General features: G+C 43.2%; 14 protein-coding genes. 12 read left to right on the top strand and 2 right to left on the bottom strand.

Translation table 11 applies throughout. The annotated features are described in order from the left end of the window. Positions 1-13 precede the first annotated feature (13 nt). The 12 genes from thrC (at position 14) to ACMUMQ_RS07700 (ending at position 14,720) form a co-directional block, all read left to right on the top strand. The gene (thrC, locus tag ACMUMQ_RS07645) at positions 14-1,399 is read left to right on the top strand and encodes a threonine synthase (RefSeq protein WP_414681398.1); all 1,386 of its coding nucleotides are present in this window, start codon (positions 14-16) and stop codon (positions 1,397-1,399) included. Between the two features lie 88 nt (positions 1,400-1,487). Beyond that, complete coding sequence (locus tag ACMUMQ_RS07650) at positions 1,488-2,207, top strand: 16S rRNA (uracil(1498)-N(3))-methyltransferase (protein WP_414681399.1); 720 nt, start codon at positions 1,488-1,490, stop codon at positions 2,205-2,207. Between the two features lie 123 nt (positions 2,208-2,330). Continuing rightward, complete coding sequence (locus tag ACMUMQ_RS07655) at positions 2,331-3,440, top strand: GGDEF domain-containing protein (protein WP_414681400.1); 1,110 nt, start codon at positions 2,331-2,333, stop codon at positions 3,438-3,440. 69 nt (positions 3,441-3,509) lie between these two features. After that, positions 3,510-5,240: a single-stranded-DNA-specific exonuclease RecJ gene (gene recJ / locus ACMUMQ_RS07660; protein ID WP_414681401.1), complete on the top strand. Its 1,731-nt coding sequence runs from the start codon at positions 3,510-3,512 to the stop codon at positions 5,238-5,240. Between the two features lie 121 nt (positions 5,241-5,361). Then, on the top strand, positions 5,362-6,204 hold the full coding sequence (gene folD / locus ACMUMQ_RS07665) for a bifunctional methylenetetrahydrofolate dehydrogenase/methenyltetrahydrofolate cyclohydrolase FolD (protein WP_414681402.1): 843 nt from the start codon (positions 5,362-5,364) through the stop codon (positions 6,202-6,204). An 83-nt stretch (positions 6,205-6,287) separates the two neighbouring features. Beyond that, the gene (locus ACMUMQ_RS07670) at positions 6,288-6,893 is read left to right on the top strand and encodes a UPF0149 family protein (protein WP_317005053.1); all 606 of its coding nucleotides are present in this window, start codon (positions 6,288-6,290) and stop codon (positions 6,891-6,893) included. 40 nt (positions 6,894-6,933) lie between these two features. Next, a complete protein-coding gene (locus ACMUMQ_RS07675) occupies positions 6,934-8,238 on the top strand; it encodes an aminopeptidase P N-terminal domain-containing protein (RefSeq protein WP_414681403.1) in 1,305 nt (434 codons plus the stop codon). A gap of 41 nt (positions 8,239-8,279) precedes the next feature. Then, complete coding sequence (locus tag ACMUMQ_RS07680) at positions 8,280-9,485, top strand: UbiH/UbiF/VisC/COQ6 family ubiquinone biosynthesis hydroxylase (RefSeq protein WP_414681404.1); 1,206 nt, start codon at positions 8,280-8,282, stop codon at positions 9,483-9,485. A 93-nt stretch (positions 9,486-9,578) separates the two neighbouring features. Beyond that, positions 9,579-10,406, top strand: a complete 828-nt coding sequence (locus ACMUMQ_RS07685) for an HDOD domain-containing protein (RefSeq protein ID WP_414681405.1) — start codon at positions 9,579-9,581, stop codon at positions 10,404-10,406. Positions 10,407-10,935: 529 nt separating this feature from the next. Further along, on the top strand, positions 10,936-11,949 hold the full coding sequence (locus ACMUMQ_RS07690; protein WP_414681457.1) for a Fe(3+) ABC transporter substrate-binding protein: 1,014 nt from the start codon (positions 10,936-10,938) through the stop codon (positions 11,947-11,949). A 30-nt stretch (positions 11,950-11,979) separates the two neighbouring features. Continuing rightward, entirely contained in the window at positions 11,980-13,644 is a 1,665-nt protein-coding gene (locus tag ACMUMQ_RS07695; protein WP_414681406.1) for an ABC transporter permease, read from the top strand. 8 nt (positions 13,645-13,652) lie between these two features. Then, on the top strand, positions 13,653-14,720 hold the full coding sequence (locus ACMUMQ_RS07700) for an ABC transporter ATP-binding protein (protein ID WP_414681407.1): 1,068 nt from the start codon (positions 13,653-13,655) through the stop codon (positions 14,718-14,720). Positions 14,721-14,742: 22 nt separating this feature from the next. On the opposite strand, the gene ACMUMQ_RS07705 is transcribed toward ACMUMQ_RS07700, so the two are convergent. Both ACMUMQ_RS07705 and ACMUMQ_RS07710 read right to left on the bottom strand, forming a co-directional pair. Continuing rightward, positions 14,743-15,372 (bottom strand): HDOD domain-containing protein, encoded by a 630-nt coding sequence (locus ACMUMQ_RS07705; RefSeq protein ID WP_414681408.1) that lies wholly within the window; start codon positions 15,370-15,372, stop codon positions 14,743-14,745. Next, entirely contained in the window at positions 15,353-15,610 is a 258-nt protein-coding gene (locus tag ACMUMQ_RS07710; protein WP_414681409.1) for an HDOD domain-containing protein, read from the bottom strand. The genes ACMUMQ_RS07705 and ACMUMQ_RS07710 overlap by 20 nt, the downstream gene beginning before the upstream one ends. Between the last annotated feature and the right edge of the window lie 20 nt (positions 15,611-15,630).

The following is a 15,630-nucleotide window of genomic DNA, read 5'->3' on the forward strand; positions in this document are numbered from 1 at the left end:
GAGAGAATCAAAGATGAAATATATTTCTACTCGAGGTAAAGCGCCTGCATTGTCTTTTGGTGACGTGCTTTTGGCTGGTTTGGCGAATGATGGCGGTTTGTACGTGCCAGAAAGCTTGCCTCATTACAGTAAAGAAGAGATCGCTTCGTGGGCGAATCTTTCTTACCAAGAGTTAGCGTTTAAAGTGATGTGGCCTTTTGTTGAAGGTGACATTCCTGAAGCGGCTTTCAAGAAAATGATTGATGAAGCCTACGCTGGCTTTAATCACTCTTCTATTGCTCCTATGGTTCAGGTTGGTAATAACGAGTGGATTCTTGAGTTATTCCGTGGCCCGACTTTGGCGTTTAAAGATTTTGCCTTGCAATTGCTTGGTCGTTTAATGGATTACGTTCTGGCTGAGCGTAAAGAAAAGCTGGTTATTTTAGGTGCTACATCGGGTGATACTGGGTCTGCCGCAATTGAAGGTTGCCGTCACTCAGAACATCTAGATATCTTTATTTTGCACCCTTACCGGCGAGTGTCTGAAGTGCAGCGTCGTCAAATGACGACAGTAATCGACAATAATGTTTTCAACATTGCAGTGAAAGGTAACTTTGATGATTGCCAAGGCATGGTGAAATCAAGCTTTGCTGACCAGTCTTTCCTGAAAGGCGCTAAATTAGGTGCCGTAAACTCAATAAACTGGGCGCGAATTATGGCTCAGGTTGTTTATTACTTTTCTTCGGCTTTGTCTGTTGGTGCTCCGCATCGTGAAGTGTCTTTCTCTGTTCCTACTGGTAACTTCGGGGATATTTTTGCAGGCTATTTAGCAAAACGAATGGGTTTACCTGTTGATCAGTTGGTTGTTGCTACGAACCAAAATGACATATTGCACCGTGTCATTGCTGAGAATGATATGAGCCGTCAGTCATTGAATGTGACCTTGTCGCCAAGTATGGACATCATGGTATCCAGTAACTTCGAACGTTTGTTGTTTGATGCTCATGGCCGTGATGGTGCTCAAATTGACGATCTAATGGCGCGCTTTAATCAAGGTGATGTTTCTTTGAATGATGACGCTTGGTCTTTTGTAAAAGAGAACTTTGATAGTTATAAAGTGGATGATGAGAAGACATGTGAAGTCATTGCTGACGTTTTTGCGTCGACGCAATACTTGCTTGATCCACATACAGCAATTGGTTTAGAAGCAGCGCGTAATTGTTGGAAAGATAAGTCTGTTCCTATGATCACTTTGGCGACCGCTCATCCGGTCAAGTTCCCTGAAGCAGTGGAAAAAGCGGGCTGTGAATCACCAAAATTACCTGAACATATGAAAGACCTTTTCGAACGTGAAGAGTCTTACTCTGTTTTGGAAAATAGCTTAAGTGATGTTCAGGCCTTTGTTGCTGAGAAAATCTAACTAAGTCTATTGAACCAATGAAACGGCCAATCCATGATTGGCCGTTTCTGTTTGTCCTCCTATTTTTTCTTTTTAAAGCGCTACTTTTATGAACCTTATTCTGCTTGACCCTGAAAACACATTAGACACAGATCAATACACGTTAACAGATCGTCAGCAAACTCATGTGTCTAAAGTAATCAAGGCTCAGCAGGGGGATGTATTAAGAGTCGGTGTGCTGGATGGCAAAATAGGTGAGGGAATATACGAGCCACCGAGCGGTCATCAGCCAGGCTATATTCATTCCTTGAATCTACCTTTATCTGCGCCTGAGCCACTACCAATAATCTTGGTAATGGCATTACCTAGACCAAACATGCTGAAACGTACATTGCAGAATATTACGGCAATGGGAGTGAAGGAGCTGTATTTGATCCATTCTGCCAAGGTTGAGAAAAGCTACTGGCAAAGTCCTGTTCTACAAACGGATTCTATTAATGAATGCCTTATGCAAGGGCTTGAACAAGCGAAAGATACCTTGATGCCAAAATGGTCTTTGATACCAAGATTTCGTCCTTTTGTTGAAGATCAATTGCCGAGCCTTTTAGAAAATAAAATAGGATTATTAGCGCACCCTTATCTGGCCAAACCTTGCCCGATCAATATTCAAGAACCTTGTGTGTTGGCTTTAGGTCCAGAAGGTGGCTGGAATGAATTCGAAGTGAGTAAATGGTTAGAGGCGGGAATGGAGTCTGTGCATCTAGGTGAGCGAATTTTGAAAGTAGAAACGGTGGTTCCTGTGCTTTTGTCTCGTCTATATCCAGCTTAAAAGGCTTTTGAGAAACGCTAAATGTTGTTATTTGTAACGATTTGACAATATTTAGGGAGTCGTTTTATGTTTTAGTGTAAAGTTTGGTTATTAAATAGCCTTGATAGCTTCTGGGTCAGAACTATGGACAAATCGAATAAAGCTAAGCAAATTGCGAAGCCTAATAAAAAAACACAAAATAAATCGGCTTGGTTAAAGTTCTTTTATGTCGGGGTCGAAGATGAGCCTTTTTCTGAAAACGCTCGTCGAGTTCTTATTATTAACCTTTTTACCATTGTTGGTATTTGCTTCACACTTCCACTCGGAATTATTTCCCTTTTTACAGGTAGAACTACACTAGGTTTGTGCTTGGTTTTAATCGCGGTTTTGTATGCGATGAACCATGTTTTTCTTCGATTTTCCCATAATCATTCCCTTTCTGGTAGTTTTGTTATTTATCCCCTTTATGCCTTGATGATTTACCTCGTTTATACTGGTGGTATGAACGGTACGGGGCATGTATGGATTTTTTGTGTTCCTGCTGTGTCTTTGTTTTTGCATGGCATGAAGCAAGGGTTAATTGAACTGGGTGTTTTTACTGCAGTTTTAATTATTGTTATGTTCTTTACCGATAACCACTTCTCTGAATTTGGTCATCACGAAACACTGCCGTCTAGAATCCTATTTTCTTTTATGGTGGTGATTTTCTTATCTGGTATTTATGAATACTCTATGTCTCGCTTTAACGATGAATTAAAAAAGACGACAGGCAAGTTAAAGTTATTGGCGTATATTGACAGCTTGACTGAGCTGTTAAATCGTCGAGGTATGTTGCAGCGCTTAGAAGCTAAAGAACAAGAAATCATTCATTTGTTATTGGCAGATGTGGATTTTTTTAAGCGTATCAATGATCAATATGGTCATGATGCAGGGGATTATGCGCTAACAAAAATAGCAGAAATTATTCAAACCTCCTTACCTGAACACGGCTTTGCTGCGCGTTGGGGTGGTGAAGAGTTTTTAATGGCGCTGCCTGAAGGTAGTGTTCAAGAAGCCAATGAGTTAGCGGGGTTGATACGTAAGCGTATAGAAAACTATGAGTTCTCTTATGAGGATCAAGCTTTTAGTGTAACGCTCAGTGTGGGTGTGGCAAGTACGACGTCATCTGTGACTTTAAGGGAAGCCATTACTTTGGCTGATAGCCGATTGTATCTTGCAAAGCATTCAGGCCGTAACCAAGTTTGTACAGGCTAGCATTTTTAAGTAGATGTTCTAATTCGTGGTATCCTTTCTCGATTCATTTTTTGATTCCTGAGATCTTATATGCGCATTGAACGTCGGATACTTCCTACCGAAGAAAATCATTTTCCGAACAATATGTCCGCGACATTGCAGCGAGTCTTTATGGCTCGTGGTGTTATGTCTGAAGCGGATTTAGATTACCGTCTTCCTCACTTACTTCGTCCAGATTCCTTATTTGATCTCACAACGGCGGGCTCTATTCTTGCGGATGCCATAATGGCAGGTCAAAAGATTCTAATCGTTGGGGATTTCGATGCCGATGGTGCAACCAGTACCAGTCTTGGTATTTTGGCGTTAGAGGCAATGGGCGCAGTTGCCCCTGATTATTTAGTGCCCAATCGATTTGAATTTGGCTACGGTTTAACCCCAGAGATTGTCGAAGTTGCTAAGGAAAAAGAGCCTGCTGTATTAATGACGGTGGATAACGGAATTGCCAGTATTGATGGTGTTCTGGCTGCTAAATCCTATGGAATGAAAGTCGTGGTGACAGACCACCACTTACCCGGTGATTACTTGCCAGAAGCCGATGCGATCGTGAACCCTAATCATCCAAAATGTGGTTTTCCAAGTAAAAATTTAGCGGGTGTTGGGGTGATTTTTTATGTAATGTCGGCTTTGCGAGCGGAATTAAATCGACGCAATTGGTTTGCTGAACAGCATATTCCTGAGCCTAAAATGGCCGATTACTTGGACTTAGTGGCTTTGGGAACCGTAGCGGATGTTGTGCCTTTGGATGCGAATAATCGCATTCTTGTGCAGCAAGGGATTAAGCGCATTCAAGCTGGCTTGGCACGACCAGGTATTTTAGCTCTATTGGATATTGCGCACCGAGATCATACGCAGCTAAAAGCATCTGATTTAGGCTTTGCGGTTGGCCCTAGGCTAAATGCCGCAGGGCGACTTGACGATATGTCGATTGGTATTGAGTGCTTGCTTGCTGTTCATCCTCATCAGGCACGGGAGTATGCGCAACAGCTCGATCAATTTAATCGTGAGCGAAAAGCCATTGAGTCCGATATGAAGGAACAAGCAGAGCTTGTATTGGAAGATTTGTTGGGCGATGAACAAGAAATCCCAAATGGCATGTGTTTTTATGATGCAGATTGGCATCAAGGTGTTATTGGTATTTTAGCTTCTCGAATGAAGGAGAAATGCCATCGACCTGTTATTGCGTTTGCTCGAGTTGGCGAAGACGAATTAAAAGGCTCGGCTCGTTCTATTGCCGGAGTTCATATTCGTGATGCCTTGGATTTATTGGCCAAACGTTATCCACAATTATTGAGTAAATTCGGTGGTCACGCGATGGCAGCAGGAATGACGATTCGAGAATCTCACTATGAGGCTTTTCGTTTGGCATTTGATGCCATCATCACGGAATGGGTGACGCCAGAACAACTAGAAGCGCGAATTTTGACAGATGGCCCTCTTGCTGCGGAGGACTTCAGTTTGAGCTTTGCTGAGCAGGTAAGGTTATCCGGTCCTTGGGGACAAGCTTTTCCAGAGCCTATTTTTGATGGTGTTTTTGATGTGCTTCAACAGCGTTTGGTCGGCGAAAAACATCTGAAACTCATGGTGCGCGAACCAAGCAGTGGACTTCTTTTAGATGCGATTAGCTTCTTTGTTGATTTAGCTAAATGGCCAAACGATAAGGCGGAAAAGGTTCGCTTAGTATACAAACTGGATATTAATGAATTTCGTGGGCAGCGTAACTTACAGCTTCTTGTGGATTATTTGGAGCCAGTTGCAAGCTAAAATTGTAGGCTTTTAGTGTGGTTTTGAAGAACAAATTGCGCTTCAAAGTGCCTATCGAATCAAAACTTGAGGTACAATATCCGCCCCTCATATATCACTCTATTATTATTGGAGCTCTTTCATGACTGCATTGGTTCTTGACGGCAAACTTTGCGCCAAAGAAACTGAAAACCGCTTACAAGCTCAAGTTGCCGAGCTTAAAGAACGTACCGGTTGTACGCCTATTTTAGCGACTATTTTGGTGGGTGCTGATCCAGCCTCAGCCACTTATGTAAAAATGAAAGGCAACGCTTGTCGCCGTGTTGGTATGGATTCTAGAGCGATTGAGCTACCAGAAACCACTACGACAGAAGAGCTGCTAAACACAATTGAAGAGTTAAACGCTAACCCTGATGTGCACGGTATTTTGTTGCAACATCCAGTGCCAGAGCAAATCGATGAGCGTCTTTGTTTCGATGCCATTGAAGCGCGCAAAGACGTAGATGGTGTTACTTGCCTTGGCTTTGGTCGTATGGCGATGCAAGAGCCAGCGTATGGCGCGGCAACACCTGCAGGGATTATGCGTTTACTTGAAGCATACGATGTAAACCTAGAAGGCAAACACGCAGTGGTTGTTGGGCGTAGTCCAATTTTAGGTAAACCAATGGCAATGATGATGTTGAATGCGAATGCAACCGTTACTATTTGTCACTCGCGTACTAAAAACCTACCTGACTTGATCAAACAAGCTGATGTGGTTGTTGGTGCTGTGGGCAAGCCAGAATTTATTAAAGCAGAATGGATCAAAGACGGCGCAGTTGTTGTTGATGCTGGTTATCACCCAGGTGGTGTTGGCGATATCGAGCTAGCTCCGTTAACAGAGCGTGTTGCTGCTTACACGCCCGTTCCTGGTGGCGTTGGGCCAATGACAATCAATACTCTGATTTTACAAACCTTGGAGTCTGGCCTGAAGCAATTAGGCTAATTGTTAAGATTGAAACGAAAAGCCGCGCCATTAGGTGCGGCTTCTTTTTTATAACGAATTGAACAAGATTAGGTAGGAAGACTATGTCCAGAACGGCTACGTCCACAGAAATGTTAAAAGACGCATTGGACTTTGATTTAATCGCCGATGTTTTTGTTTCTGAATCTATTACGGCATCGCCTGCTGAGCTACACGGTCAACTCTGTGGTTATCTTGCCTCTGGTGTGACTTTGTTGTTAGAAGACTGGCTGACTATGGTGGCTGAATTTTGCGACATAGAAGGTTGGAAAGAAGACGCTAGTCGTGCGGCCATTGTTGAACTTTACACAGCAACGCTTACTTTGTTTCAGAATGGCGAATACGCATTGGTGCCGAGTATTTCTGACGACGATGCAGAGCTTTGTGAAAGAGGCGTTACCTTGTCCCAATGGGCACATGGTTTCCTAGCGGGTTATGGTTTGTCTGGCCAGAAAAATACACTTTCGGATGAGACAAAACAGATTCTTCGCGATTTCGCCAATATCTCTGGTATGCAAGCTGAAATGCGATCTTTGGAAGACAACAATGACAATGAAGCCGATCTCACAGAGTTGGTTGAATATGTTAGATTGTCTGCCATGATGATGTATTCAGAACACCATGATGTAAATCCAGACGCCGATCATACAAAGAAAAATCCATTGCACTAATTTCTACATTGGCAGTTGTTGGCATTAAGTGAGGCATTTTATGAAAATTGAAACTCAAACTTACCAAGCGCGCCGCGAGCACTTGATGCAATCTTTACCCGAAAACAGTGTGGTGGTTATCCGAACTGGCGAGCTGTCGACTCGCAATAATGATTGTGAATACGAGTTTCGGCCTCATAGCAGCTTCTTTTATTTGACTGGTTTTCCTGAGCCAAGTGCGTACGCCATTATTCGTGCTGGTGGTGAAATGACATTGGTAACCTTGCCGAAAGATCCTGAAAAGGAGCAATGGGAAGGTTTCCGTTTTGGTTCAGAAGGCGCTATGCAGAGCTTCGGAGCAATGGATGCGTTAGATCTTGATGGATTAGATGACGCTTTGTTTTCTGCTCTAGATGGCGCAACGAATGTAGCTTATCTGTTCGATGATGGTGTCTTGCGTGAAAAAGTGGCTGAGTGTCGAGAGAAATTGTCTGCTCGTGCAAGAGCGGGAGCTGTTGCACCAACGTCGTTTATTGACGCTGGGCCTATTATTGCTGAAATGCGTTTAATCAAAGACAAAGAAGAAATTGCCATTATGGAAGCGGCTGCGCAAATCAGTGTAGAAGCTCATAAACAAGCCATGAAGTCAGTTCGACCTGGCATGATGGAATATCAGCTAGAAGCCGAATTGAATTACGTCTTTATGAAATCCGGCGCGCGCCAACCTGCGTATAACAACATTGTCGCATCAGGAAGTAATGCTTGTGTTTTACACTACATTAAAAATGATGAGCCGATTGAAGACGGTGATTTGATTCTTATCGACGCGGGTGCTGAGCTCGGTTGTTATGCCGCAGACATTACTCGTACTTTTCCTGCCAATGGCAAGTTCAGTGAACCTCAAGCGGCTTTGTATCAAGTTGTGCTCGATGCTTATCATGCGGGTATGAAAAAACTTGTCGTTGGTGCGCCTTATGAAGCCTTTCATAATGCGGCAGTGCGAACGTTAACAGAAGGCTTAGTTACTCACGGTTTATTAAGCGGCGATGTGGATTTGCTGATCGAAAGCAAGGCTTATCGAGATTTTTATATGCATAATACAGGTCATTGGCTAGGTTTAGATGTTCATGACTGTGGCGCTTATAAAATGGCTGGCGAATCGCGTTTGCTTGAAGAAGGCATGGTGTTAACCATCGAGCCGGGTTTGTACGTGTCAGCTGATAATGAATCTGTAGACGAAAAATGGCGTGGCATTGGTATTCGGATAGAAGACGATGTGCTTATTCGCGCTGAAGGTCCGTATGTTTTAACTCATGGGCTAGCAAAAGAGATTGCAGACATTGAGGCGTTAATGGCGCAAGACTAACTGTCTTGGCTTGTGAAAAAATAGAGTGGAGTGTTAGACACATGGCTAAATCGTACGATGTAATCATAGTTGGTGCTGGAATGGTTGGCGCACTATCGGCGATTCTTTTGGCTAAATCTTCTTTGCGAGTGGCGTTGATTGATAAACACAACGGCGATTACACTTTGTCTGTCCCGCCAGCTTACGATGCCAGAGTAAGCGCTATTTCCAGCCAATCAAAAGCTTTATTAGAGTCCGCTAACGTCTGGCAAAACATTCCTCAAGGGCGAGTGGCAACCTACGACAATATCGTGGTTTGGGATGGATTAGGCTCAGGTTATATTGATTTTAACGCTGGCTCTGCTGCCATGCCTGAGCTAGGCGACTTGGTTGAGAACACCGTCTTGAGTCAACAAATGATGGTGCAAATACAAGACAATCAAAATATCGATTTGTATTTTGACAATGCTTTGGTGTCGCATGAATTAAGTGAGAACGGAGCAGAAGTAGACTTACAATCGGGCGATCGACTGACGTCGCAAGTTTTAATCGCTGCCGATGGTGGTGGTTCCAAACTGCGTTCAGAAAATGACTTTTCGACAGTAGAATGGGATTACGGCCATACTGCGATTGCCGCAACCATTGAGATAGATCAACCTCATAACAACACTGCATGGCAAAGTTTTGGTGAAGAGGGGGTGTTGGCCTTTTTGCCTTTGCCTGCCGTGGATAACCGACACTTTGTTTCAATCGTTTGGTGTGTGCCACCTGAAGAAGCAAGTGTTCTCAAGGCGTTATCGGATGATGCATTTTGTCGACGCGTACACTACGCTATTAACAGGCGTTTTAATGTGCTGTCGATCACGCGCTCTCGCCAAGCTATTCCTCTTCGTCAAAGACACGCGAAAGAATATGTTAAATCCGGTATTGCTTTGATTGGTGATGCGGCTCACACCATTCACCCGCTGGCAGGACAAGGAGCAAACTTAGGCTTCTCAGATGTGAAAGCTTTGGTGGATGTTCTAAGTAAAGCGCATAAACGTGGTGAGAACCTTGGCTCAAGCAAAGTTTTAAGGCGCTATCAGCGAGCACGCATGTTAGATAATGTTGTTATGGCTGCGGGAATGGAAACCTTTAAACGTTTGTTCTCGACTCAGCATCCATTTGTCGTTCAGCTGAGAAATACCGGAATGAAAAGCTTCGATTGCAACACATCCTTGAAGAAAAAGTTGATTGCCCGTGCTGCAGGTTTAGCGTCTTTTTCATGACGTAAATTAAATAAAGTATTTAATCGCGGTATTTGGCAGAATAAAGCAATCGCGTTTTTGACATGAAACCAATGAAAACAAAGGTGCAGAAGTATGCAAGTCCAAGAACTTTTAAAGAACACTGATAAGTTGCCTAATGTACCGGATGTTGTGCGTGAATTGATTCAAATGCTTAACGATCCTAATGTTAAGTATGCAGACATTTCAGAAAAAGTGACTCATGATCAAACTATCTCCTTGAAAGTTCTGCGTGTTGTGAACTCTGCTTATTTTGGCTTATCGAGAAAAATCTCATCGATTGATGAAGCAACGGTTTTGTTGGGAATTGATAAGCTTAAAACCTTAGTTATTGCGTCTGGCTTCTCAAATTCCGTAGCAAAAGTAGATGGCATTAAGCTACCAGAGTTTTGGGCGGATTCGTTTCGTGTGGCAGAACTATCCCAATGGTTCGCCAAACGTACTTCTTTGGTTGAAGCGGATGAAGCTTTTACGGTGGGTATCGTGCATAACATCGGGCGTTTATTGTTGCACCTTACTATTCCAGACACTGCACGAGAAATTCGACAGTTGGTTGTGAATCGTAAGGCTGGTTTTGTGAAAGCCGAGCTAGACTTACTGGGCTTTACTTCTCAAGATGCGGGTAAAGCATTGATGGATTTATGGAAGTTTCCGTCTTCGATTGGCTATGCAGTAAAGCACCACCCAAGACCATTTGAACTTGATCCTCCGCAGCCTTTATCGTGTGTTTTGAATTTGGCTTGCTATTTAAATGCCTGTATTCGTGCAGAACGTGATTCTGACCTGATTCGTGAAGGTTTCCCGATTGCTGTTGCAAAGGCTGCAGGTCTTTCAGAAGGTATTATTTACGAGCTTGATGATGCGCTTATTATCAGTGATGGATTGAATCAGTTGCTTGATTAAGGAAGGTGCGAACAAGTCCACTGGCTTCAGCGTGTGGATAAACCTTTATTATTCGAGGCAAACTTCGCAGTCCAATATGAACATATTGGCAAGAAGCTTAACAAAGAATAAAAAGCGTTTAGCCCACGCCTTTCGGGTCTTTCAGAGAAACGGCCTCTCTGCGTTAAGAGTGATTGAAAGGTATTAACATTCCTGCTCACTCTTGCCTTGATAGACTGTTTCTCTGATAAGACTGAAGCTCAGAAGACTTATTCGCACCTTCCTTAACTGTATAATTAATAGGCTTTTTATCTTCAAATTTTGAACACAGTAAAACAACATTTTTTTCCTTATTCTTAAATGAGAATCGCTAGTGTTCATTCTTAGCCTGTGTTAATTTCTTGTCTCAAATTTAATGACTTACGCACTCCTAATAGGCCTTTTAAAGGCTCAATTCTGGGGTGAATCTTGAGCTAGGTGGAAAGTTTTTATGCCAACAAAGTTACGCGCAATAGTCGAAAAAATAGGTTCTACATCCTTTCTAAATAGTATGGGCTTTTTTGCTCTTACATCCTCTTTAGTGCTTTCTGCCAATGTTCAGGCTCAAGGTGAAGTGAATGTTTATTCTGCTCGTAAAGAGTCGTTGATTGCACCGGCTTTAGATGCCTTTTCAAAAGAACACGACGTTGTTGTGAATCTTATTACTGGTTCTGCGGACGCCTTGCTGAGCCGATTACGAGCAGAAGGTGATGCTAGCCCAGCCGATGTATTTATTACTGTGGATGCGGGTCGTTTGTACCGAGCGAAAACAGCCGGTGTGTTGAAGCCAATTAACAGTGAAGTGCTTAATGCGAACATTCCGAGTCATTTACGTGATGTAGATGGTTATTGGTACGGCTTATCACAACGTGCTCGAGTGATATTTTATAACCCTAAAAAAGTCTCTCCAGCAGACCTTTCAACATATGAAAATCTTGCTGACTCAAAATGGAAAGGGCGTATTTGTGTTCGCTCATCGGCAAATATTTATAACCAGTCTTTAGTTGCTTCCATGTTAGAAGTGGATGGCCGAGAAAAAACACAAGCTTGGATTAAAGGTTTGGTGTCTAATTTGGCTCGTCCTCCATTCGGTGGTGATGTTGACCTTCTAAAAGCAGTTAATGCTGGGGTTTGTGATCTGACGTTAGCGAACACTTACTATTATGGCCGTCTTGGTCAAAGTACAGATGCAAGCGAAAGAGAAGTTTATCAAAACGTTAAACCATTTTGGCCTAACCAAGCAGCAGACGATCGTGGCGCTCATGTGAATGTTAGTGGTGCTGGTTTAACTGCGGCGGCAACGAATGTAGAGAATGCAACTCTATTGCTAGAATTTCTAACCAACCATGAGTCACAAGAATGGTATGCTCATGTAAACAATGAATATCCTGTTGTGGAAGGAGCAAGCGCGCCAGAAATGTTAGAGCCATTTGGCGAGTTCCGAGCAGATACGATTTCGCTGAGTACGTTAGGTGTGAACAACCGAGCGGCAGTTGAATTAATGGATCTAGGCGGTTGGAAATAACGTCCTCTTTAAAGTGAGCTTATATTATTAATGGTTGACTCCACTTCTCCCAGTGCAGCCCGTAGGCTTAAATGTAACTGGTTAAAAATCGCTGCAGTTTCGATTGCGGCGATTTTAGCATTACCTATATTAGTCGTATTAGTGAATGTCCTGATCGGTAATGGCGATGTATGGCGTCACCTTTATGAAACGGTTCTAGCGGATTACATTCAAAACTCTCTTCTCTTAATGTTAGGTGTGGGGATTGGCGCTTTTGCAATTGGCGTCCCTTGCGCCTGGCTAACCAGTATGTGCGATTTCCCCGGCCGTAAACTCTTGTCTTGGGCTTTGCTTTTGCCAATGGCCATGCCGGCTTATATTATCGCTTACACCTATACGGGAATTTTTGATTTCGCTGGGCCAGTACAAACTTTTATTCGTTCAGTAACTGGCTGGAGTTACGGAGAATATTGGTTCTTTGAAGTTCGTTCCTTAGGTGGTGCGATCGTCATGCTGACTTTAGTTTTGTATCCTTACGTTTATTTGATGAGCCGCGCGGCCTTTTTAGAACAATCTGAAAACACTTTAGAAGTGAGTCGTACGCTTGGTTATTCAAGTCGAGCCGCGTTTTTTAAGTTGGCATTACCTCTTGCTCGTCCGGCCATTGTGACAGGGCTTACTCTGGTATTGATGGAAACATTAGCTGATTACGGAACGGTTCAGTTCTTTGGTGTGAATACTTTTACAACGGGAATTCTGCGTACTTTCTACGGATTTGGTGACGTAATGGCAGCCTCTCAATTAGCGGGGATTCTGCTGTTATTTGTGATTGTGCTGATTTTATTAGAAAAGCACTCGCGTCGACGTATTCGTTATCATGCTTCAGGATTAAGGAAAGCCAGTAATCGACGAATTCAATTAACAGGGAGTCGTGTCTTTTTCACCTACCTTGTTTGTTGGTTGCCAATTTTGTTTGGTTTTCTTATTCCTGTGGGGATTCTGTTGTATTGGGCGCTGTTTAAGGCCGAAGTGCCTGATTCGAAATTTGTTCAGTTGGCGTGGAACTCTTTATATTTAGCTGCTTTGGCTGCCATGATTGCCGTAGGGCTTGCATTGGTTTTGAGTTATGCAATACGTCTAAACCGAGGAGTGAGTGTTAGAGCCTCTATTGGTATTGCTGGAATGGGCTACGCCTTACCTGGAACCATTATCGCAATTGGAACAATTGTGCCATTAGCTTGGCTTGATCATAGAATTATTGATTTCATGAAGCAGTACACAGACCAAAGAGTCGGTCTGATTTTCTCTGGCACATTAGTTGCGCTCTTGTTTGCTTATACGGTGCGTTTCATGGCGGTGTCGTTAGGTGCTGTGCAAAACGGGCTTGGTAAGATTAAGCCGAGTATGGATATGGCTGGACGATCATTAGGTATGACGCCCGCAAAAGTATTGGCTCGAATTCATGTTCCTTTGCTGAAAGGTTCTGTACTTACGGCCATGCTGATTGTTTTTGTTGATGTATTAAAAGAGTTACCTGCAACCTTGGTGTTGCGACCTTTTAACTTTAACACCTTGGCTGTTAGAGCATTTGAATTAGCGTCGGATGAAAGGTTAGTTGATGCTGCGCCAGCATCCTTAATGATAGTGCTGGTGGGACTGGCGCCAGTCATACTCTTGAGCCGTTCTATTTCCTCTCGTGCTGAATTTTCTAAATAGGTTTGTATATGACGTCGTTACCTTCCCATGAGAAATTAAAAGAAATGACCTTAACCAATGTGACTGTGGGTTATGATGGTGGCGCGATTGTTAAAGAGGCGTCATTTCAGCTTTTAGAAGGCCAAATTGGTTGCTTGCTTGGCCCGAGTGGTTGCGGGAAATCGACATTATTACGAGCTATTGCTGGCTTCGAGCCCTTGATGACTGGTGAAATCAAAATAGATGGAAAGATTATTTCCAGTCCATCTATTACCATCAATCCCGAAGAACGTCATATTGGTATGGTATTTCAGGATATTGCTTTATTTCCTCATCTGACGATTGCCCAGAACATTGCTTTTGGATTGACAGCTTGGCCAAAGAAAGCAGCAAACGAGCGAGTGGATTATTTATTAGATTTGGTTGGTTTATCTGGCTTTCAAGCTCGTTACCCGCACTCTCTTTCAGGTGGTCAGCAACAGCGTGTGGCCTTGGCTCGTGCTATGGCGCCAAAGCCCAAATTACTTTTGATGGATGAGCCTTTTTCTGGTCTTGATGCCAAGCTGAGAGAAGAGCTAGTGCCTGATATTCGTGAAATATTACAGCATGAAAAGATGAGTGCATTGTTGGTAACGCATGATCAGATGGAAGCCTTTGCAATGGCGGATCAAGTGTCTGTCATGGATGCAGGTGAAATTCATCAAACAGGTTCACCTTATGAAGTTTATCATCAGCCAGAAACGCGTTTTGTGGCGAGCTTTATTGGACACGGTGACTTTTTACCCGCGACGGTTTGTGGTCCAGATTGCGTGCATTCTGATTTAGGCAACATTCATGGAGATTTAGATCATGGCTTTGCCGACAATACGGATGTGGATTTATTGATTCGACCAGATGATATTTTGCATGATGACGACAGTGAGTTTGTTGGTGTTATTGTGAGTAAGTGGTTTAGAGGGTCGCACTTTCTGTATCGAGTAAAGCTGTCTTCTGGCAAGGTTGTGTATTGTTTCGCGTCGTCACATCACAATCATCATGTAGGGCAAGAAATTGGTTTGACGGTACACCTTGACCATCTTGTGATGTTTCCCCGCTAGCGCCAATTCTGTTGCTAGCTTTTTAGGCTATTCCTATGCCTTGCTCGTGACATACTTCTATTATCCCTTCGAAGTCATATTCTGTTAAATCTAAGTGATCTAAGGCGTAGTGGCCGATTTGTTGCCACTCGTAGTCTTCACTGGCTTCTCCTATGTGTTTATGCACAGAAGCAATGTGTTCCGCCATTTTTAGGATAGCTGCAAAAGTGAGATAAAGACCATCGCCAGGTACTCTGTTGTTGAATAGGCGATCTATTCTGTGGTGTTTTGCAATAACGGAGCAGCAGCTTTTTGGTAATCCCCAAGACTTCGCCAGAAAATAGCCAACCACAGAATGGTTGGTTTTAAAGGCTTGATTCTCAAGGTCCGTTAGTAAGAAATTTGGATCTTGGTAACCTTGCTGTAAAACCTCTTTATAACCGTCAAAGCGTTTTAGCATCAAAGGAATACCAGCGTTGTGGAATAATCCTAGCGCGTAACATTCGTCTTTAAATTTGAAGTTGAGTTGATCGGCGATACTGGCGCTGATTGTTGCGACGTCTGTCGCTGTATCCCAAAAGCTATGCAATGACTTTATGTTGTCGTCGGATAACTCACTTTTCACCGCAATGCTATTCAATATGCTTGCTAAGCTATCCGCTCCTAGCATCATGACAGCTTGCTGGATGGAGGTGGTTTTTTTTCTCAAGATTAAAATGAGCTGAATTGACGAACTTAAGAACAGCAGCAGAAAGGCTAACATCTTGCGATATGGCGGACGAAATAAAGCCCATATCAGGATCTGGCATGGCCTGCTCCATTTGCAAATCCACCAAGATTTGAGGTTGAGGTGGAATGCTGATGCCTTGCAGAATGTGCTTAAGTTCGCTTTCGTTTAAGAGGTTTGTCATAAAGATACGTTGTTCAAAGC

This window comes from Marinomonas algae, assembly GCF_047525555.1.
Classification (GTDB): domain Bacteria; phylum Pseudomonadota; class Gammaproteobacteria; order Pseudomonadales; family Marinomonadaceae; genus Marinomonas.